Genomic DNA, 18,564 nt, shown 5'->3' with positions numbered 1-18,564 from the left:
GAATAAGTAGAGGTTTATGCACTTGTTGTGTTTCGGGCTGTCACTTCTAAAGTGATAGTCATCCTCCTTTTCGGCAGTGAATCCCCCATGATCAGTGAAGCTCTGAGCCGATTCGAGCGTCTCGACCTGGTACCCCATGCCACTCCGCTGCAACACCTCGTGCGCCTCTCACATCACGTCGGCCGGGACATATACGTCAAACGTGATGACCTGACCCTGTTTGCCCTCGGCGGCAACAAGGCGCGCAAGCTGGAGTACCTCGGGGCCGATGCACTGACGCAGCAAGCCGATACGCTAATCACCGCCGGAGCGATCCAGTCCAATCACGTCCGGCAGACTGCAGCACTGGCTGCCAAGCTGGGCCTTGCCTGCGTCGCCTTGCTGGAAAATCCCATCGATACCCAGGAGCAGAATTACCTGCACAACGGCAACCGTCTGCTGCTGGATCTGTTCGGCACGCGAGTGGAGATTGTCGACAATCTGGACGAGCCGGACGTAATGCTGGTGGCCAAGGCGGAGCGCCTGCGTGCCACCGGCAAGCACCCTTACGTGATTCCTATTGGCGGATCCAATGCACTGGGTACCTTGGGCTACGTCAAGGCTGGGCTGGAGTTCGCAGAGCAAGTCGGTGCGCTGGGCCTCGATAGCGGCACTGTAGTAGTGGCTTCCGGAAGCGGCGCGACTCATGCGGGCATGGCGCTGGCGTTGGCCCACTTGCTGCCCGATTGGCGTGTGCTCGGCATCACCGTCTCACGACCTGCAGACCTGCAGCGTCCGAAGGTACTGGGACTGGTGCAACGAGCCGCCGAACTGCTGGGCATCAGCGTGCCGGATAATTTGTCCATCGAGCTGTGGGATGAGTATTTCGGCCCCCGCTACGGCGAACCGAATACCGGTACACTCGATGCGATTCGTCTACTCGCCAGCATCCAGGGATTGCTGCTCGATCCGGTTTACACGGGCAAGGCATTTGCCGGGCTGCTGGACGGTGTCCAGAAAGGAGAATTTGCAGAAGGCAAGCCGATCGTATTTCTGCATACAGGCGGCGCTCCGGCATTATTCGCCTACCAATCCCTGACACCATAGTTGGCATATACAAATAATTTTTTATTATTTTATCGAATATACGAAGAACCACTAGAGTGCCGCACTACAACAACCCAACACACCTGAGGCCCAGCCATGACTTTCGCCACATTGCGTCGCCAGTTCCTTATCGGCAGTTTCGGCCTGGCCCTCTGCGCCGGGCTCGGTAGCCAGGCATTCGCTGCCGACGATCTGCTGCAGAAAATCAAGGACAGCGGCAGCATCAAGGTGGGCATTGAAGGCACTTATCCGCCCTTCAACTTCCAGGACGAAAGCGGCAAGCTCGCCGGATTCGAAGTGGATTTCGCCAACGCACTGGCCAAGCAACTGGGCGTCAAAGCCAACTTCCAGCCGACCAAGTGGGACGGCATCCTCGCGTCGCTGGAGTCTGGCCGCCTGGACGTTGTGATCAATCAGGTGACCATCTCCGAAGAGCGCAAGAAGAAATATGACTTCTCCACGCCCTACACCGTTTCCGGGATTCAGGTGCTGACGCGCAAGGGTCAGGAAGGTCAGTTCGGCAAGCCGGAGAACCTCAACGGCAAGAAAGTCGGCGTGGTATTGGGCAGCAATTACGAGCACTGGCTGAAAGAGAACGTGCCGCAGGCCGATATCCGCACCTATGACGATGACGCCACCCGTAACCAGGACGTGCGCGTTGGCCGTGTCGACGCCATCCTCGGCGACCGTCTGGCCGCGTTCGAGCTGATCAGCAAGACCGGCGATACCCTGGCCGTCGCAGGCGAGCCATTCGCCCGTCAGGAGGCAGGCGTGGCACTGCGCAAAGGCAACCCGCAACTGCTCGCGGCCATCGACGAAGCCATCGCCAGGCTGCGCGCCGACGGTACCCTGAAAACCATCTCGGAAAAATGGTTCAAGGCTGACGTGACGCAATGATCGAGGCGAGTCTCCAGCTTGCCCTGGATTCAGCCCCCTTCCTGCTCAAGGGGGCTGCCTACACCGTAGTATTGAGCCTGGGCGGTATGTTCTTCGGCCTGATTCTGGGCTTTCTGCTGGCACTGATGCGCTTGTCACCCTCCCGGCTGCTGGACTGGCCGGCAAGGGTCTATGTGTCGTTCTTTCGCGGTACGCCGCTGCTCGTGCAACTGTTCATGATCTACTACGGCTTGCCACAGCTGGGTATCCAGCTGGAACCCTTGCCCGCCGCACTGATCGGCTTCTCCCTGAACATGGCGGCATACGTGTCGGAAATCCTCCGCGCGGCGATCTCCTCGATCGACCGCGGTCAGTGGGAAGCGGCAGCCAGCATCGGCATGAGCAAGACCCAGGCGATGATTCGCGCCATCCTGCCCCAGGCAGCGCGCACCGCATTGCCGCCACTGGGTAACAGCTTCATTTCTCTGGTCAAGGACACTGCACTGGCAGCCACCATCCAGGTGCCCGAGCTGTTCCGTCAGGCTCAGTTGATCACTGCCCGCACCTTCGAAATCTTCACCATGTACCTGGCTGCTGCGTTGATCTACTGGATTCTCGCCAGCCTGCTGGCGCATCTGCAGAGCCGTCTGGAAGCGCGGGTCAACCGCCACGAGGCGGAAAACTGATGGCCCTACCGGACACGAGCACAAGCATGATCAGCGTTCGCAACCTGACCAAGGCCTTCAAGGGCCAGACCGTTCTCGACGGCATCGACCTGAACATCGCGCCTGGCGAGGTGGTCGCCATCATCGGTCCCAGCGGCTCGGGCAAGACCACCCTGCTGCGTTGCCTCAACCTGCTGGAAACACCGGATGGCGGCAGCATTCGCGTGGGTGAGATCGAGATCGACGCCAGCAAGCCGATGGGCCAGCAACAGGGGCTGATCCGCAAGCTGCGTCAGCACGTAGGGTTCGTGTTCCAGAACTTCAACCTGTTCCCGCACCGCACCGCGCTGGAAAACGTCATCGAAGGCCCGGTGGTGGTGAAGAAGCGGCCCCGTGACGAAGCCGTCGAGCTGGGTCGGCGATTGCTCGCCAAGGTCGGCCTGGCGGGCAAGGAAGATGCCTATCCGAAACGCTTGTCCGGTGGGCAGCAACAGCGCGTAGCGATTGCCCGTGCGCTGGCCATGGAGCCGCACGTGATCCTGTTCGATGAACCCACTTCGGCGCTGGACCCGGAACTGGTCGGTGAAGTGCTGGCGACCATCCGCGCTCTGGCCGAGGAGAATCGCACCCTGGTCATCGTCACCCACGAGATGAGCTTCGCCCGGGACGTCGCCAACCGCGCCATCTTCATCGACAAGGGCTCGATAGTCGAACAGGGCGATGCCCGCGAACTGTTCAGCGCGCCCAAGCAGGCGCGCACCCAGCAGTTTCTCAGCAAGTTTCTCGGCGATGCCGTGAAGTGATCTAGCGGCTTTGCTCTCGATAATTACCGAAGGTAATAGGCGTCCCACAGACGGTTGCGAAACCTGTAGGTGGGATCCAGCTGGCGTTTGAGTTCGAAGTACTCCAGCGCCCGCGGATAAGCCTGGAGGAATTGCTCGCGGCTGGCGTGAATCTGATAAGGCAGGTAATGCCGCCCACCACAGCGCAGGGCCGCGGCAATCAGGTCCTGGGTCCAGGCCGCGGCTTTCTGCCGTTCGCCGTCCGAGCTGCCCTGCCGGTAGTAGAGCACCAGAGCGAAAACCTCCTCGGGGGCCCAGCTCAGCACGGTATCCGGGTCAGCCTTGGCATGGCGAATGGAGACGTTGATCAGCGTGGCCTGGTGCTGATGGGTCAGGCGCGCCAGCTCGCCGATGAAGCGCTCCAGCTGTGCCGGCGGTACGAAATACTCTTGCAGCACATAACTGAAGCCCGGGCCGGATATCGGCTCCAGCTCGCTGACATCGAGGCTGGCCTCATGGTTGCGCCATTGCACCTTGGGGCCGCGGAACAGCAGCGGATCGAGCGCCGCTTCACGCAGTTTGATGCCCGAGGAAAAACCGCTGAGACGGATTCCTGTGCGCTGTATAGGGCTACCTTGCAACTTGGGGCTCAGCCGCTGCGCTTCGGTCAAGGCCGCCTCGGTGCGCCGGTAGGACACGGCCCGCACCGTGGAGAAGTCATCGGGATAGAGAATGCCATTGTGCATAACCAGGCCCGCCTGGGCGGCGACCTCGCGATAGAACCAGGGGCGATAGTCCTGCAGGGGCATGACCTGGCTTTCCCGTGCGATGCGCGTGTTCTCCACCAGGCCCAGCGTGGCCTCGACTATCACCCCGAGGCCTCCGTAGCCGCCAATCACAGCATGGAACAGTGCGGCGTTCTGGCTCGGGCTGGCGTCCACCACGCGCCCATCGGCGAGCACCACACGGATGGCACGTACCGAACCGGCAATCGGCCCCTCGCCCACGTAACGGCCATGCACGTTGACCGACAGCGAGCCACCCACCGTGAAGTTGGCGTAGGACTGCATGATCTGCGGCGAGAGGTCGTACGGATCGACGTATTCGAGTATGGCGCGCCAGGTGATGCCACTTTGCACGCGAATTTCCCGGCGCTCGGCGGAGAACTCGAGCACCTGATCGAGGCCGCGCATGTCCAGTTGCAGCGCACCGTCCGAGGCCGTCTGCCCACCCATGCTGTAGCGACCGCCACCGATACTGATGGGGCCGGCATGGCTGCGCAGCGCCTCGACGACCTCCTGCTCGCTGCGTGGCACGACGACCCGATCGACAATGACCGGGTTGAGGCCGGTGACGTCATTGACCACCTCCTCAGCGCAGACGCCCAGGCTCAGCACACACAAACACAGAAGCAAACGACGCATCGACCTTCCTTGGTGATTACAAACGGGTAACAGCGTTATCGAGCAACTAGCCGCCTCTGGAAGCGCAAAGCTATCAGTCGCGGTCGAGCAGGTGGAATCGGGGTAGCGAGAAGTGCCAGCGGATCGCGGCAAGGCGAATCACCAGCACCACCAGCATGGCAATGCCAGTATCCAGCCAATGCGGTGTTTCCAGCATGCGCAGCAGCACGAAGGTTACCGCACCAGCCAGGCAGGCGGTGGCGTAGATCTCCTTCTTGAAGATCAGCGGGATCTCGTTGCAGATCACGTCACGCATCACGCCGCCAGCGACACCGGTCATGACGCCCATGATCACCGCCGTGCTGGACGGCATCGCGTACTGCAGGGCGACTTCGGTACCGATCACGGTGAATACCGCCAGGCCGAAGGCATCGGCGATCAGCAGGCCCTTTTCGTGGATCGGCCGGGTCAGGCGCACCCAGATCACCGTGCACACGGCAGCCAGCGAAGCGACCAGAATGTAGGTGTCGTTGCGAATCCAGCTGACCGGATGGTTGTCGAGGATCACATCGCGCAGCGTGCCGCCGCCGAGTGCGGTGATGATGGCGATCACCAGCACACCGAACAGATCCATGGACTTGCGCCCCGCCATCAGCGCGCCGGTGATGGCGAACACCGCCACCCCGAACAGATCCGCCAGGTAGAACAGCTGGCTCATCGACAAGTCAGCTCACCGGCGTACGCAGGGTGACGAACTCCTCGGCCGAGCTTGGGTGAACGCCGATGGTTTCGTCGAACACCTGCTTGGTCGCACCCGCCTTGAGCGCGACCGCAAGGCCCTGGACGATCTCGCCGGCATCCGGGCCGACCATGTGGCAGCCCAGCACGCGGTCCGTCTCGGCATCGACCACCAGCTTCATCAGCGTGCGCTCGTCGCTTTCGGTCAGGGCCAGCTTCATCGGCCGGAAGCGGCTTTCGAAGATCGTCACCTGATGCCCGGCCTCACGGGCCTGCTCCTCGGTCAGGCCGACCGTGCCGATGTTCGGCAGGCTGAACACCGCAGTGGGGATGTTCCGGTAATCGACCTTGCGGTACTCCTCCGGCTTGAACAGACGACGCGCCACGGCCATGCCTTCGGCCAGGGCAACGGGCGTCAGTTGCACGCGACCGATGACGTCACCGATGGCGAGGATCGACGGCGCCTTGGTCTGGTACGCGTCATCGACCTCGATATAGCCCTTGTCATCCAGGCTGACGGCGGTGTTTTCCAGCCCCAGCCCATCGAGCATCGGACGCCGCCCGGTGGCGTAGAAGATGCAATCTGCCTGCAGGGTACGGCCATCCTTCAGGGTGGCCTGCAGGCTGCCATCGGCCTGCTTGTCGATGCGCACGATATCGCTGTTGAACTGCACATCCAGGCCGCGCTTGCCGAGTTCTTCATGCAGGTGGGTACGCAGGGAATCGTCGAAACCACGCAGGAACAGCTCGCCGCGATACAACAGCGACGTCTGCGCACCGAGGCCATTGAAGATCGAGGCAAACTCCACGGCGATGTAGCCACCGCCCACCACCAGGACGCGCTTGGGCAGCTCTTTCAGGAAGAACGCCTGGTTGGAATTGATCGCGTGCTCATGCCCCGGAATATCGGGGACGTGCGGCCAGCCGCCGGTGGCGATGAGGATCCGCTGGGCGCTGTAGGTCTTGCCGTCGACTTCGACGCTGTGCTCGTCGAGCAACCGCGCATGGCCCTCGAGCAAGGTCACGCCGCTGCCCACCAGCAGCTTGCGGTAGATGCCGTTGAGGCGTTCGATTTCGCGGTTCTTGTTGGCGATCAGCGTCGGCCAGTCGAACCGGGCCTCGCCGGCCGTCCAGCCAAAGCCCCGGGCCTGCTCGAAGTCGTCGGCGAACTGGGCGCCGTACACCAGCAGCTTCTTCGGCACGCAACCCACGTTGACGCAGGTGCCCCCCAGATAACGGCTTTCCGCCACGGCGACACGGGCGCCGTAGCCTGCGGAGAAGCGCGCCGCACGTACACCGCCGGAACCGGCACCGATTACAAACAGATCGAAATCGTAGGTCATCACAGCCTCCTGAACAGATGCAGAGCATACCGTAAACGAAGCGCCCTGCCCGCCTGGCACCTGGCGCAAACTTATCCTCGATGCGGCCGGTCTAGTCTCGATAGAACAAGGAGCTACGTATGCGCCCGATTCTCACTCACCTGGCATTGCACGTACCGGATCTGCAGGCCTGCATCGATTTCTACGAAGCTTTCTGTGGCATGCACGTCATCCACCGTCGCCCCGGCAAGGGCTCGCAGATCGTATGGATGGCCGAGCCTGGTAGGGAGAGCGAATTCATCTTGGTGATCATGCCCGGTGGCGAGCCACGGCGCCTGGCGGCCAATGACTACAGCCACTTCGGCTTCGCCCTGCAAAGCCGCGAGGAAGTCGACGCCATCGCCGCCAAGGCCCAGGCCGCCGGCTGCCTGGTCTGGGCGCAACGCGACGAGCCCTACCCGGTTGGCTATTACTGCGGTGTGCGGGATCCGGCAGGTCATTACATCGAGTTCAGCTACGGCCAGCCGCTGGGACCGGGCGCCAAACCGATCAACGAAAACTGAGCATGAAAAAACCGCCCGAAGGCGGTTTTTCTGTCAGCCGGTGCTGTCAGCGAGCGATCAGCCCCTGCCAGTCTTGTAGAGGTGCTCGTAGCAGAAGTTGGTGGCTTCGATATAGCCTTCTGCGCCACCGCAGTCGAAACGCTGGCCCTTGAACTTGTACGCCAGTACGCAACCATCCTGCGCCTGCTTCATCAGCGCGTCGGTGATCTGGATTTCGCCGCCCTTGCCCGGCTCCGTCTTCTCGATCAGCTCGAAGATGTCCGGGGTCAGGATGTAACGGCCGATGATCGCCAGGTTGGACGGTGCGTCTTCCGGCTTTGGCTTTTCGACCATGCTGTTGACCCGGAAAATATCGTCACGGATCGTCTCGCCGGCAATCACGCCATATTTGTGGATTTCTTCCATCGGCACTTCCTGCACCGCCACGATCGAGCAGCGGAACTGGTTGTACAGCTTGACCATCTGGGTCAACACGCTGTCGCCTTCCAGGTTCAGGCACAGGTCATCGGCCAGCACGACGGCGAACGGCTCGTCGCCGATCAGCGGACGGCCGCTGAGGATCGCGTGGCCCAAGCCTTTCATTTCCACCTGGCGGGTATAGGAAAAGGTGCAGCTGTCGATCAGACGACGGATGCCGACCAGGTACTTTTCCTTGTCGGTATTGCGGATCTGCTCTTCCAGCTCATAGCTGATATCGAAGTGATCTTCCAGGGCGCGTTTGCCGCGGCCCGTCACCATGGCGATCTCGTTGAGACCAGCTGACAGCGCTTCCTCCACGCCGTACTGGATCAACGGCTTGTTCACGATCGGCAGCATTTCCTTGGGCATGGCCTTGGTTGCCGGGAGAAAACGGGTGCCGTAGCCAGCGGCAGGAAACAAGCATTTCTTGATCATGGAAGTCCCTGAATGAGAGAGGGTTATCGACGCCAGAGCAGTTTATCAGGACACTCGCGGCTTACAACGGCAGCCCGGTAAACACCTAAAACGTTTACCAGGCCAGGCAGTCACAAACTGTGAAACCCACCGCAACGCGAGGTTCGCATGTCCATTGACAATGATTTGAAGAAAGAGGTTCTCACCCGTCTGCTACACGCCCACCCCGCCGGCCTGGGCAAGGAGGTGCTGGATAATTTCCGCGGCGAACATGCGGTCGCCGATACGCTCAAGCACCTGCAGGACAGCGGGCTCATTCACGATGGTGCCGTCTCGGGTACTGCCGGTGAACTGTCCCTCAGCTACCCCATCAAGCTCAGCGCCTCAGGCGTGGAAACGGCCAAACAGCTCGACGCGTGATCCTGCACCGGCCCGTCACGGCGCTGTATTGAGCGCTGCAACAAGCGCCGTTTTCTCGTCCTGAGGAAACGGCGCCGCCATCCCCACCTCGACACGATCCACGCAAGCAAATGCTGTACACTCCCGCGCCGCGCTGAGCCGGGACAGGCATTGCAGAGCCTTCGCCTGTACACCGAATCGGCTTCGCCCTTCCCATGCTACCGCTCGCCTGAACCGGCGGGTCGATCATTCAACACTGTCCGGAACACGCCCGATGAAACACACCGCGACTTCCCTGCTGCTGGCAGGCAGCCTGCTGACTCCTGTCCAGGCCATGGCCGACCTGCTGCTCTGGCAGGACAACAGCCTGACCTACCTCAATGGCATCGACTTCAAGATCGACCCGCCTCGCCAGCAGACGCTCACCTTCGAGCACGCCAGCGGCTGGAGCTTCGGTGATCTGTTCCTGTTCGTCGACGGCATCAAGTACAACACCGAGGCCACCAATGGCGCAGGCGACGGGCACACCTTTTACGGCGAGATCAGCCCACGCCTGTCGTTCGGCAAGATCAGTGGTAGCGACCTGTCGTTCGGCCCCGTGAAGGATGTGCTGCTGTCCGCCACCTACGAGTTCGGTGAAGACGATGTCGACGCTTACCTGCTAGGCCCGGCCATCGACCTGGCGATTCCCGGTTTCGACTACGTCCAGCTCAACACCTACCTGCGCCGACCGGACGGCAAACGCGATGGCCGCAATGTCTGGCAGATCACCCCGGTGTGGAGCTACACCGTGCCGGTCGGCAATTCCGACCTGGTGATCGATGGTTTCATCGATTGGGTAGTCGACAACGACGACAGCTATCACGCCAACCTGCACATCAACCCGCAGGTCAAATACGACCTGGCCAAGGCCATGGGCTGGGGCAAGAAGTTCTACGTGGGCGTCGAATACGACTATTGGAAGCACAAGTACGGCATCGACAATGACAGCCCGCTGGGTGACGAAGTGCTGGGCGGTACCAACCAGAGCGCCATCAGCCTGTTGGTCAAGGCTCACTTCTAGGCACTGGAAGCCTTGTTGCCCACAGAGAGCGGCAAGGCTTACGCCAATCATTGCAAACGCATCGATGGGAACCCGGCGCAAAGGCCGGGTTAGGTATCTGGCGCCGCCTCTCGAACGGCGTAAATCAAATCATGCCAATGGCAGCACAAGGCCATCAGTCATCTCTGGACATGGCCCCGATGCTGAATCCTGCCACCTCAGCAATCTTCCCTCGCCACAGCACGCCGCCATTGGTGGGCACGGTACCGCTTGCGCTGACCGAGAACGCGTTCCTCAGATGAACAAACTGGTAGGGTAATTGGTCCGTGTTACCCCCCGCTTCGCCAAACTGCGCGTAGGTTTCGACAAGATCCGGGGTATTGAGAGAATCAGCCATGATCTGCCCAAATTCGCGGAAGTAATTCTGGGCGGAAATCAGAGTGCCGGTAATCATGCCGGCAGGTGTCGAAATGGTTATCCCCATTTCGATGCTTGGATCACTGTTCGCCATACGCACCAACTGCTGGAGAAACCAATCGACGCGCCTACCGCTCCACTCGAACTCATAGGAAACGGGGTCGGTAAGGTCTTTTCGGATTTCATCTTTGTCAGCGTTGATCGTTGTTTCTTCCGTCATCACAGCATCCTTTTCCCAGTTGATTCAGCGCAGGCCGCACGGGAAATCATAGTACCGCCGGCCATCAAGCGACGACTGCAACGCCGCGTTCCTTAGCAATATAGCTCCACTCGCGCCCTTGGCGCCCGCCATCCGTCCCACCAGGCGGATCACACCCGCCATATTCTCTGTTGTGTAGACACCGGGTCAGGCGACGGATAACGAAAACGGATACCTGGCTACCTGACAGACACGCGCAATCAGCCAATCGACCAGAAGGTTGCGGACCAGTTGGATTACACGGGGAGGTAATGACGGAAAGATCGCGAGGGAGACAGACTGGAAGAGGTATCGCCGACCCGATAATTGCGGAACAGGTCAGGAATTGCGGAACAGGAGGGATTCAGCGCGATATTCGCAAACTACTGATTTCATTGGTGCCCCGAGCCGGAATCGAACCGGCAAGACCTTGCGATCGGCAGATTTTAAGTCTGCTGTGTTTACCAATTTCACCATCGGGGCGGCAAACTATGCGAGGGCTGGACTATATACACCCCCAGGCGACGCCGCAAGATCAAAGAGCGCAATAAAAAGCCTCGTAAATCAGTGATCTACGAGGCTATTTCAGCGGTTTCAAGACAGCCGGGGTGCTGCTGACCTATCAAAGCGGGTTGCATGCCGAATGGCCGGCACCGCGCTCCTGACTATTTGCTGCTGCGCCCTACCAACAGGCCGACCAACAGGCCGAAGCCCGATGCCACGGCTACGGACGTCCAGGGATTGCTCTCGATGCGATCCTGAGCATTACCGATGGTCTCGCGACCCAGCTCGACGGCTTCGCGCCCCTTCTCGGTGATCGAACCCTTGGCCTCATTGAGCAGTGCGATCACTTTCTCGCGGGCTTCATTTGCCTTGTCGCCAGAAAACGATTCGGCATCGCCCAGTGCTTTGCTGGCTTGATCGAGAAGTTTCTTCAATTCCTTGGCACTTTCCTGTTGAAATTGATCCAGGCCGCTTTCCAGCGAAGTTTTACGAGCCATTGGTGAATACTCCATGAAGTGGTTGACGCTATTTTGGAGGGGAGGCGGATCACGAGAGTTCAGGTTTTTTGCCGATAGCGGGCATCACACGCTCAAGCATCCAGCTCGATAAGCCCGGTGTGAGCGACATGATCGCCAGCCATGCCGCGCACTCTGGCACGTAGATCGAAGGGCATGTCGTGCTTGAAAGTAATCGCATGTCCGATCAATTGTCCGTCCTCATCGACTCGCTCGCGCTCCTCCTCCATCCAGGTTTCCAACTCATCCTCGCTCAGCCCCAGCTCTTCAGCCAGAAGCGAATGGAAGCGCTCGAGGTCGTAACCATCGAATTTCCCACCGTCCATATCATCCTCCTCTTCGGCATTCTGTAGTGCTAACTGAGGCCATGGGATGGCAGAGCGGTTCAGTCTGTCTGACCACGAGCGCGTGTGGCGGCATCAGGCTTCCTTGCGATCACTTCCGGAATTCAGCGTACGCAGATCCTGTCGGAGTTGCGCAACCAGCTGTGATATCTGCCGAGAAGTCGACAACTCGACTCGGGATATCCCCGTGACATTCAGGTAGACCTGCGACGTCACTGGATCCCTGATCTGGATGGTCACTGACTCATGACCATCGATGTGACAGCTACACGCCAACGGTAGAAACGCACACTCGACTATATGGCGCTGTTCAAGCACGGACATCATCTTGGAAACTCCTTCCTCACGTTGATGACCCTTCAAGTCTAGTTCGCGCCCATGAACCGGCATGAGACATTTTGTCCCGCCCGTCGGCTGGCAGTCATCATCTGCCTAACCACCTTGGTGCTCCTGCCTGCACAGCGTTCGCATCCAGGATCAGTCCAGAATCGGCCAGCCCATGCGTATCGGCGACGACAGTGGAAACAGCGCAGTCGCAAAAGACAAAATCGAATCAGGAGATCCCGGCCAGGCCCTCGCGGGAACGCATTGCAAATCACGTGTCAAGTGCAAACGGAACTCGAGGACGGAACATCGCTTGCGGCTCGAGAAGCACTGGCAATCGACCGCGACCACGTTCGTCAGCAGGATGCCGACTGTCCTGAGAAATGAACTATTGTGTCGCATACCATCAAATGGCTATTACCACCTGACATGGAGCAGCCTACCGTGACCAAACCCGTATTCAACGCTCGCACCGCTGACAAGTTTGTGGTTCGTTTACCGGACGGAATGCGTAAACGTATCGAAGATCTGGCCAATGACAACTACACCAGCATGAACACCGAGATCATCAGGGCCATCGAAGCACACCTCGATGGTCAATCCCGACAGTCTCTACTTATCGATGCACTGGAAGCGAAGCTCAGGAGCGAACTGCAGAACACCGCCAAACCTGGCAAGAAACCCCAGGAGCCCAATGTCGACTACCTCGATGGCCTGAAGACCGGAACACGTTAAACCCGATGGCAATACCAGGTCTGGCCTTGCGAGGCCAAACCAGAGGTGAAAACACCGTGGTCACTCAGGCCAGCATCCATCGGCATGAAGCCCGCGCAGGATGGATGCGCCCTGAACTCATGTGCAAGCATAGGCTCGCGGACTGACTGTCGAAAGCGACAGCCATACCTGAATGTCGTCGACAATGCCCCCCACGGTTAGAAGTCCACACACTCCTTCGCGTGCCAGTATCCTGATATCGCCGGGCAACGCTTCAGCTTCGGCAGCTCGAACGGAAGCAGCAATTTTGAGCGGCAAAGAATTCTCACCCGCTCGCGATCATGCCAGCTGCCAGGGACGCCATGTTCGGCTGATCAGGTAGCGCTGCAGAGCCTCGTAACCATCAGATCCGTTCGCGCTCACCACTGCGCAAATCACCTCGCCGTCAGCCACCCGAGAGTGCCTGCACCTGGCTGACAAACGATTCTAAAAGCAACGTTTTGCTCAGCCTTCGACTACTCCACCATGCCAAAGCCCGGAAGAACACAAGGGCTTCGATTAAACCCCTTAGGTCAGGGTTTCGGAAGTAGATAATTTGTATATCCAAGGACCGCCCAAGACTTTGGGCGGCCCAGCAAATCAGAGTTTCTTGGCTACTTCTGAGGTGATTTCTTGAAGGCCGGCCTCAGTAATTTCCTTCCAATCATTTTCGGTAACCGCCTGCATGCCATCGCTTTTCAATGTGAGGATTTCAAGGCCAGGATGGCCTGTCTGCTCGATGCTCAAGCGAGACTTGTTATTGACCGTGACATAGAAGAAACCCGGCGAAAACCACGACCAGAACTCGACGATACGTACCTTCACGGCAGCAGCGTTAGGAACGCTAGCGTCGCTTACGACTTCATAGCCGGCTTGCTTGTAAGCGGACGCAACGGACTCACGTACCAATGCGGACACTGTCCGTCCCGAGGGAAGCAGCACATCCCCGAGCCCCTTCCCAAAAGCATTTCGCTTTCGGGCCACCGCACGCTCCGTTATAGAGTGATCGGTGATCTCATCATTCTTAAGAGAAGGAGTATCTGCACTACGAGGTCTCACTTCAAAAACTCGTTCGTCGACTGCAGTAATATAAACTTTCTTACCGTTGCTGGGAGCGGGATTCCTGGCCGAATCGAGTTGAGCAACCCTCACATCAATCTCGGAACGACTCGTGGCACACCCGACGCTGAGCGCGAGCAAGCACGACACAGCAAGCAATCTGACTACCTTCTCCATCCCCATCGAAACAACTCCATATCGTTTATTTGGTTTGACCTGACGGCAGGCCAATTCTACAGCCATGCCGGCAAAGTGGCATCGTAAAGCCTGGCCGCTTGCAGGTTTTGTAAAATTCGGTGCCCGAGACGCAGTCAGAACGGCGCACCTCAACAGAGGCGGCCTGAACGTTTCAAGGCAGACGATCAAGGGCGACCCGTTAGATCGAAGATATCTGCAGGCAATTACAGCCTGCAAAGGCATTCGAAGGAGGAAAACACCAAGCGTGTTTATCGTCGCCTCGGCGAGGTCATCGAACCTACGAACTGAGCGCGGGTTGCGCGAACCAGGCGTAATCTTGCGGAAGCGATGCTTTCCAGTGCGCAAAGAAAAAGCCCCGCATACCATAGGTATGCGGGGCTTTGCGTTTGGAGGCTGAGGTCGGAATCGAACCGGCGTTCACGGATTTGCAATCCGGTGCATAACCACTCTGCTACTCAGCCTTTAAACCGAACGGGCCGTACTGGACGGCCCGTTTAAATTGGAGCGGGAAACGAGACTCGAACTCGCGACCCCGACCTTGGCAAGGTCGTGCTCTACCAACTGAGCTATTCCCGCTTGTCTTGTCGACGGGCGCCATTCTATAGCTTCGCAACGCCCAGTCAAGCCCTTGATTCAAAAACTTATTTCTTTTCAGCGGTGACGCTGAGGTGCGGCCAGGCAGCCAGCAGGTATTGCACCATCGACCACAGGGTCAGCACTGCAGCGACGATCAGCAATACGTAACCGATCAGCACCCAGAAGCCAAACAGCGGCGGATTGCCGAGCAGGATCACCAGTGCCACCATCTGCGCAGCGGTCTTCCACTTGCCCAGGTTGGAGACGGCTACATGGGCCCTCGCCCCCAGCTCGGCCATCCACTCGCGCAACGCCGACACGACGATCTCGCGGCCGATGATGATGGTCGCCGGAAGGGTCAGCCACAGGTTGGCATGCTCGGCCACCAGCAGTACCAGCGCGGTGGCGACCATTAGCTTGTCGGCGACAGGATCGAGGAAAGCGCCGAACGGCGTGCTTTGCTCCCAACGACGTGCTAGGTAACCATCGAGCCAGTCCGTCACGGCGGCAAAGGCGAACACCGCGCTGGCAGCCCAGTAGCTCCAAGAGAATGGCATGTAGAACAGCAGAATGAAGATCGGGATCAGCAGAACGCGGAGCACCGTTAACAGGTTAGGGATATTCATCGGCTCGACTGGGCGGTTAAATAAGGCGGCATTCTACTCGCTGTGCAGGGCGGCATAAATCAACCCTGCGAGCTTTTTACTGATACCGGGCGCTTTGGCGATTTCTTCCGCACTGGCGCGTGACAGTTCTTGCAGACCACCAAAGTGGTTGAGCAGTTCACGCCGGCGCTTCGGCCCGACCCCGGCAACCTCTTCCAGGCTCGATGTTCGGCGCGCCTTGCCACGGCGAGCACGGTGCCCGGTGATGGCGAACCGGTGCGACTCGTCGCGAATCTGCTGGATCAGGTGCAGGGCTGGCGAATTGCCCGGCAGGGTGAACTCATGGGCAGCATCGTTCAGGTACAGGGTTTCCAGGCCTGGCTTGCGGGTGGTGCCCTTGGCCACGCCAAGCAGAATCAGTTCAGGCACTTCCAGCTCGGTCAGCACCTCCCGGGCCATCGCCAACTGCCCCTTGCCGCCGTCGACCAGCAGAATGTCGGGCAACTTGCCCTCGTTCTGCTTGATCTTGCTGAAGCGGCGGGTCAGCGCCTGGTGCATGGCGGCGTAGTCATCACCGCCGGTCACACCCTCGATGTTGTAGCGCCGATAGTCCGACTTGAGCGGGCCTTCGGGACCGAATACCACGCAGGAGGCCACGGTCGCTTCGCCGCTGGAATGGCTGATATCGAAGCACTCCAGGCGCTGCGGCACTTCATCCATATCCAGCGCCTCGGCCAGGGCGTCGAAACGCCCGGCCATGTGCGCACGGTTGGCCAGCCTGGCGCCCAGCGCCTGCTCGGCGTTGGTCACGGCCAGAGCCTGCCAGCGCGCCCGTGTGCCGCGAACACGGTAGCTGATACCCAGCTCGCGGCCACGCAGTTCCTGAATCGCTGCGATCAGCACCGGATAGTCTTCGTGGGGCGCATTGACAATCAATTCGGTCGGCAGGTCGCGCTCCTGACTACCCAGGTAGTACTGGCCGAGAAATGCCACGAGGACATCCTGGGCCTCCTCTTCGATCGCTACTTGCGGGAAGAAATTCTTGCTGCCCAGCACGCGTCCGCCACGGACACTGATCAGGTGTACGCAGGCGCCGCCTGGGTTGACCATCGCCGCGATGACATCGACATCGCCACTGCCGCCCTCCATGCTCTGCTGGTCCTGCACACGGCGCAGCAGCGCCATCTGGTCGCGAAGCTCGGCGGCCTTCTCGAAATCCAGCGCCATGGAGGCCTGCTGCATGTTCGTGGACAGCTCGGCATTCAGGGCATTGCTGCGCCCCTCCAGGAACATCACCGAATGACGCACGTCTTCGGCATATTCGGCCGGCTCCACCAGTGCGACGCAGGGCGCCTTGCAGCGCTTGATCTGATACTGCAGACAGGGTCGGGTACGGTTCTTGAAGTAGCTGTCTTCGCACTGCCGCACCAGAAAAGCCTTTTGCAGCAGCGCCAGGCTTTCGCGAATCGCCCCCGCACTCGGGTAAGGCCCGAAATAGCGCCCCTTGCGATTCTTGGCGCCACGATGAATATCCAGACGCGGATAGTCTCCATCCGACAGGAATACGTACGGGTAGGATTTGTCGTCACGCAACAGGATGTTGTATGGCGGCCGCCATTCCTTGATCAGCGTCTGCTCGAGCAGCAGCGCCTCGGTCTCGTTGCCGGTGATGGTGGTTTCCACCTGGGCGATCTTGCTGACCAGCGCAGAGGTCTTGGTCGCCAGTCCGCTCTTGCGGAAATAGCTGGCCAGACGCTTCTTCAGGTTTTTGGCCTTGCCGACGTACAGCAGGTTCGCGCTCGCGTCGAACATGCGATACACGCCCGGGCGACCGCTGCAGGTGGCAAGGAAGGCACTGGCATCGAACACGGCAACGACTTCAGCTGGTGGCATCGACCATGCCGTGACGAACTGCGAGCAAGACCAGCTCTACATCGCTGGTGATCGACAGTTTTTCGAAAATTCGATAGCGGTAGGTGTTGACCGTCTTGGGTGACAGGCAGAGCTTGTCGGAAATGCTCTGCACCTTCTGGCAACCGGCGATCATCAGGGCTATCTGGATCTCTCGTTCAGAAAGCAGGTCGAATGGCGAGTTGCTGCTCTGCGGCTGAAATGACTTGAGCGCCAGCTGCTGGGCGATCTGCGGGCTGATGAAACGCTGTCCGCTGAAGACCATGCGAATGGCCTGAACCATTTCTTCCAGAGCCGCGCCTTTGGTCAGATAACCGGCTGCACCAGCCTGCAGGAGACGAGTTGGAAAAGGATCCTCCTCGCATACGGTGACGGCCACGACCTTGAGGTCGGGATGACTGCGAATCAATTTGCGAGTGGCTTCGAGGCCACCGATACCCGGCATCTTCACATCCATCAGGACGACGTCCGGCTTCAGCTCACGAACCTTCTTCAGCGATTCCTCGCCAGAGCTGGCCTGGCCGATGACCTGCAGGCCCTCTATGTCGGCCAGCATGCGTGAAATGCCCGTACGAACGAGGTCATGATCATCGACAACCAATACCTTAATCAAGCGAACACCTCGTACCTGCGCAAACGCCACACAGCGACTACCTGAGAGAAACGCACCATAACAAAAAACCTGACGCCTGAGTTAGTTCAGCACGTCAAACCACCAGCGCCAATTATAAGTTCCTCACCAAGACTCCATCCCCACCACCCAGGGAGACCAGGGAAATGGCAGCATGAGCGATTGAGTCCTCCTCATCGCAATAAATAGCGCCGACTCATTGAGCGGCAATCGTCTTTTCCGACGCCATCATCCACCTGCCAGCAGCCTGAACGAATACCCGAGAAGGTTGCTGCCCCGACAGGCCCCGGACTTCTTGTTCACACCTGGTTGCAAGAGACGTGGAGCGTCATCGACCTGTAACCCCCGGCACGCACGATGATGCACTGCAACGGTGAGCAATTTATGCGGAACGCCGGCGCTGAGGCACCGCTCTCAAGGTACAGACCGTGACACTTATCGAGGGGAAACCGCATGCACATGCTCATCAAGCAGCTCAAGGCCGTTACCGCCGGCCGTTACCACATCATCACGGAAAACTCCTCGGAGGGTTTGCAGGTCGATTGTCTTGACCTGCAATGCAACCTTGTGGCAACCCGCCGCCTGTCTGCTGCTCAGATGCAGAACAAAATTCTGATGACTGCAGTTTATGCGGATCTGAAGGGCTCGCTGGGTTACTGATACCCCCATTGCACCTCGACCTCATGCACATGGCTGCAGTTGCGGATCAAACACACCACCGCCCATGGCGCGGCCCCTCG

The 18,564-nt window shown here is 59.4% G+C and carries 21 protein-coding genes and 3 tRNA genes; 9 read left to right on the top strand and 15 right to left on the bottom strand.

Annotated elements, in window-relative coordinates:
* The first annotated feature begins 87 nt into the window (after positions 1 to 87).
* From BLR94_RS03125 to tcyN, 4 genes are all read left to right on the top strand, one after another.
* The gene (locus BLR94_RS03125; protein WP_084303306.1) at positions 88 to 1,086 is read left to right on the top strand and encodes a D-cysteine desulfhydrase; all 999 of its coding nucleotides are present in this window, start codon (positions 88 to 90) and stop codon (positions 1,084 to 1,086) included.
* 96 nt (positions 1,087 to 1,182) lie between these two features.
* Positions 1,183 to 1,983, top strand: a complete 801-nt coding sequence (gene tcyJ, locus BLR94_RS03120) for a cystine ABC transporter substrate-binding protein (RefSeq protein WP_084303307.1) — start codon at positions 1,183 to 1,185, stop codon at positions 1,981 to 1,983.
* On the top strand, positions 1,980 to 2,648 hold the full coding sequence (gene tcyL / locus BLR94_RS03115; RefSeq protein ID WP_084303308.1) for a cystine ABC transporter permease: 669 nt from the start codon (positions 1,980 to 1,982) through the stop codon (positions 2,646 to 2,648). Before tcyJ ends, tcyL begins: the two co-directional genes overlap by 4 nt.
* Positions 2,649 to 2,674: 26 nt before the next feature.
* The gene (tcyN, locus tag BLR94_RS03110; protein WP_084303309.1) at positions 2,675 to 3,430 is read left to right on the top strand and encodes an L-cystine ABC transporter ATP-binding protein TcyN; all 756 of its coding nucleotides are present in this window, start codon (positions 2,675 to 2,677) and stop codon (positions 3,428 to 3,430) included.
* A gap of 23 nt (positions 3,431 to 3,453) precedes the next feature.
* Here tcyN and BLR94_RS03105 read toward each other — a convergent pair whose 3' ends face one another.
* The 3 genes from BLR94_RS03105 to gorA form a co-directional block, all read right to left on the bottom strand.
* Positions 3,454 to 4,833, bottom strand: a complete 1,380-nt coding sequence (locus BLR94_RS03105; protein ID WP_084303310.1) for an FAD-binding oxidoreductase — start codon at positions 4,831 to 4,833, stop codon at positions 3,454 to 3,456.
* Between the two features lie 73 nt (positions 4,834 to 4,906).
* Positions 4,907 to 5,530, bottom strand: coding sequence for a trimeric intracellular cation channel family protein (locus tag BLR94_RS03100; protein WP_084303503.1), 624 nt, complete (start codon positions 5,528 to 5,530; stop codon positions 4,907 to 4,909).
* Between the two features lie 7 nt (positions 5,531 to 5,537).
* Positions 5,538 to 6,893 (bottom strand): glutathione-disulfide reductase, encoded by a 1,356-nt coding sequence (gorA, locus tag BLR94_RS03095; RefSeq protein WP_084303311.1) that lies wholly within the window; start codon positions 6,891 to 6,893, stop codon positions 5,538 to 5,540.
* Positions 6,894 to 7,012: 119 nt separating this feature from the next.
* On the opposite strand from gorA, the gene BLR94_RS03090 reads away from it, so the two are divergent.
* Complete coding sequence (locus BLR94_RS03090; protein ID WP_084303312.1) at positions 7,013 to 7,435, top strand: VOC family protein; 423 nt, start codon at positions 7,013 to 7,015, stop codon at positions 7,433 to 7,435.
* 57 nt (positions 7,436 to 7,492) lie between these two features.
* On the opposite strand, the gene galU is transcribed toward BLR94_RS03090, so the two are convergent.
* Complete coding sequence (gene galU, locus BLR94_RS03085; RefSeq protein ID WP_084303313.1) at positions 7,493 to 8,329, bottom strand: UTP--glucose-1-phosphate uridylyltransferase GalU; 837 nt, start codon at positions 8,327 to 8,329, stop codon at positions 7,493 to 7,495.
* A gap of 147 nt (positions 8,330 to 8,476) precedes the next feature.
* On the opposite strand from galU, the gene BLR94_RS03080 reads away from it, so the two are divergent.
* Positions 8,477 to 8,728, top strand: a complete 252-nt coding sequence (locus tag BLR94_RS03080) for a hypothetical protein (RefSeq protein ID WP_084303314.1) — start codon at positions 8,477 to 8,479, stop codon at positions 8,726 to 8,728.
* 253 nt (positions 8,729 to 8,981) lie between these two features.
* Positions 8,982 to 9,770 carry an outer membrane protein OmpK gene (locus BLR94_RS03075; protein ID WP_084303315.1) on the top strand — a complete coding sequence of 263 codons (789 nt, stop codon included), beginning with the start codon at positions 8,982 to 8,984 and terminating at the stop codon, positions 9,768 to 9,770.
* Between the two features lie 154 nt (positions 9,771 to 9,924).
* On the opposite strand, the gene gvpU is transcribed toward BLR94_RS03075, so the two are convergent.
* The 5 genes from gvpU to BLR94_RS03050 all read right to left on the bottom strand — a co-directional run bounded on the left by gvpU (position 9,925) and on the right by BLR94_RS03050 (position 12,091).
* Complete coding sequence (gene gvpU / locus BLR94_RS03070; protein ID WP_084303316.1) at positions 9,925 to 10,386, bottom strand: gas vesicle accessory protein GvpU; 462 nt, start codon at positions 10,384 to 10,386, stop codon at positions 9,925 to 9,927.
* Between the two features lie 414 nt (positions 10,387 to 10,800).
* Positions 10,801 to 10,887: transfer RNA gene (locus BLR94_RS03065), tRNA-Leu, on the bottom strand.
* Positions 10,888 to 11,069: 182 nt separating this feature from the next.
* Entirely contained in the window at positions 11,070 to 11,405 is a 336-nt protein-coding gene (locus BLR94_RS03060; protein WP_167359706.1) for an ElaB/YgaM/YqjD family protein, read from the bottom strand.
* Positions 11,406 to 11,497: 92 nt separating this feature from the next.
* A complete protein-coding gene (locus tag BLR94_RS03055; protein WP_084303318.1) occupies positions 11,498 to 11,749 on the bottom strand; it encodes a hypothetical protein in 252 nt (83 codons plus the stop codon).
* Between the two features lie 93 nt (positions 11,750 to 11,842).
* Positions 11,843 to 12,091, bottom strand: a complete 249-nt coding sequence (locus BLR94_RS03050; RefSeq protein ID WP_244158072.1) for a DUF1652 domain-containing protein — start codon at positions 12,089 to 12,091, stop codon at positions 11,843 to 11,845.
* A gap of 429 nt (positions 12,092 to 12,520) precedes the next feature.
* Here BLR94_RS03050 and BLR94_RS03045 point away from each other — a divergent pair, with 429 nt between their 5' ends.
* Positions 12,521 to 12,826: an Arc family DNA-binding protein gene (locus BLR94_RS03045; protein ID WP_169835192.1), complete on the top strand. Its 306-nt coding sequence runs from the start codon at positions 12,521 to 12,523 to the stop codon at positions 12,824 to 12,826.
* 618 nt (positions 12,827 to 13,444) lie between these two features.
* On the opposite strand, the gene BLR94_RS03040 is transcribed toward BLR94_RS03045, so the two are convergent.
* From BLR94_RS03040 to gacA, 6 genes are all read right to left on the bottom strand, one after another.
* The gene (locus BLR94_RS03040; RefSeq protein ID WP_175154208.1) at positions 13,445 to 14,086 is read right to left on the bottom strand and encodes a flagellar biosynthesis protein; all 642 of its coding nucleotides are present in this window, start codon (positions 14,084 to 14,086) and stop codon (positions 13,445 to 13,447) included.
* Positions 14,087 to 14,488: 402 nt separating this feature from the next.
* Positions 14,489 to 14,562: transfer RNA gene (locus tag BLR94_RS03035), tRNA-Cys, on the bottom strand.
* A 39-nt stretch (positions 14,563 to 14,601) separates the two neighbouring features.
* Positions 14,602 to 14,677 (bottom strand) — tRNA-Gly (locus tag BLR94_RS03030).
* A gap of 65 nt (positions 14,678 to 14,742) precedes the next feature.
* Complete coding sequence (pgsA, locus tag BLR94_RS03025) at positions 14,743 to 15,303, bottom strand: CDP-diacylglycerol--glycerol-3-phosphate 3-phosphatidyltransferase (RefSeq protein ID WP_084303321.1); 561 nt, start codon at positions 15,301 to 15,303, stop codon at positions 14,743 to 14,745.
* A 33-nt stretch (positions 15,304 to 15,336) separates the two neighbouring features.
* On the bottom strand, positions 15,337 to 17,175 hold the full coding sequence (uvrC, locus tag BLR94_RS03020) for an excinuclease ABC subunit UvrC (RefSeq protein ID WP_084303322.1): 1,839 nt from the start codon (positions 17,173 to 17,175) through the stop codon (positions 15,337 to 15,339).
* Positions 17,162 to 17,806, bottom strand: coding sequence for a response regulator transcription factor GacA (gacA, locus tag BLR94_RS03015; protein WP_084303323.1), 645 nt, complete (start codon positions 17,804 to 17,806; stop codon positions 17,162 to 17,164). Before gacA ends, uvrC begins: the two co-directional genes overlap by 14 nt.
* 471 nt (positions 17,807 to 18,277) lie before the next feature.
* Here gacA and BLR94_RS03010 point away from each other — a divergent pair, with 471 nt between their 5' ends.
* Positions 18,278 to 18,484 carry a hypothetical protein gene (locus BLR94_RS03010; protein WP_084303324.1) on the top strand — a complete coding sequence of 69 codons (207 nt, stop codon included), beginning with the start codon at positions 18,278 to 18,280 and terminating at the stop codon, positions 18,482 to 18,484.
* Positions 18,485 to 18,564: the final 80 nt, after the last annotated feature.

The organism is Phytopseudomonas flavescens (assembly GCF_900100535.1).
Lineage (GTDB): Bacteria > Pseudomonadota > Gammaproteobacteria > Pseudomonadales > Pseudomonadaceae > Aquipseudomonas > Aquipseudomonas flavescens.
This window is presented reverse-complemented; position numbering and strand designations above follow the sequence as displayed.

Coding starts and splice junctions, on each gene's coding strand:
- BLR94_RS03125 (WP_084303306.1), top strand. CDS start 88: ATGATCAGTGAAGCTCTGAGCCGATTCGAGCGTCTCGACCTGGTACCC.
- tcyJ (WP_084303307.1), top strand. CDS start 1,183: ATGACTTTCGCCACATTGCGTCGCCAGTTCCTTATCGGCAGTTTCGGC.
- tcyL (WP_084303308.1), top strand. CDS start 1,980: ATGATCGAGGCGAGTCTCCAGCTTGCCCTGGATTCAGCCCCCTTCCTG.
- tcyN (WP_084303309.1), top strand. CDS start 2,675: ATGATCAGCGTTCGCAACCTGACCAAGGCCTTCAAGGGCCAGACCGTT.
- BLR94_RS03105 (WP_084303310.1), bottom strand. CDS start 4,833: ATGCGTCGTTTGCTTCTGTGTTTGTGTGTGCTGAGCCTGGGCGTCTGC.
- BLR94_RS03100 (WP_084303503.1), bottom strand. CDS start 5,530: ATGAGCCAGCTGTTCTACCTGGCGGATCTGTTCGGGGTGGCGGTGTTC.
- gorA (WP_084303311.1), bottom strand. CDS start 6,893: ATGACCTACGATTTCGATCTGTTTGTAATCGGTGCCGGTTCCGGCGGT.
- BLR94_RS03090 (WP_084303312.1), top strand. CDS start 7,013: ATGCGCCCGATTCTCACTCACCTGGCATTGCACGTACCGGATCTGCAG.
- galU (WP_084303313.1), bottom strand. CDS start 8,329: ATGATCAAGAAATGCTTGTTTCCTGCCGCTGGCTACGGCACCCGTTTT.
- BLR94_RS03080 (WP_084303314.1), top strand. CDS start 8,477: ATGTCCATTGACAATGATTTGAAGAAAGAGGTTCTCACCCGTCTGCTA.
- BLR94_RS03075 (WP_084303315.1), top strand. CDS start 8,982: ATGAAACACACCGCGACTTCCCTGCTGCTGGCAGGCAGCCTGCTGACT.
- gvpU (WP_084303316.1), bottom strand. CDS start 10,386: ATGACGGAAGAAACAACGATCAACGCTGACAAAGATGAAATCCGAAAA.
- BLR94_RS03060 (WP_167359706.1), bottom strand. CDS start 11,405: ATGGCTCGTAAAACTTCGCTGGAAAGCGGCCTGGATCAATTTCAACAG.
- BLR94_RS03055 (WP_084303318.1), bottom strand. CDS start 11,749: ATGGACGGTGGGAAATTCGATGGTTACGACCTCGAGCGCTTCCATTCG.
- BLR94_RS03050 (WP_244158072.1), bottom strand. CDS start 12,091: ATGTCCGTGCTTGAACAGCGCCATATAGTCGAGTGTGCGTTTCTACCG.
- BLR94_RS03045 (WP_169835192.1), top strand. CDS start 12,521: ATGGAGCAGCCTACCGTGACCAAACCCGTATTCAACGCTCGCACCGCT.
- BLR94_RS03040 (WP_175154208.1), bottom strand. CDS start 14,086: ATGGGGATGGAGAAGGTAGTCAGATTGCTTGCTGTGTCGTGCTTGCTC.
- pgsA (WP_084303321.1), bottom strand. CDS start 15,303: ATGAATATCCCTAACCTGTTAACGGTGCTCCGCGTTCTGCTGATCCCG.
- uvrC (WP_084303322.1), bottom strand. CDS start 17,175: ATGCCACCAGCTGAAGTCGTTGCCGTGTTCGATGCCAGTGCCTTCCTT.
- BLR94_RS03010 (WP_084303324.1), top strand. CDS start 18,278: ATGCACATGCTCATCAAGCAGCTCAAGGCCGTTACCGCCGGCCGTTAC.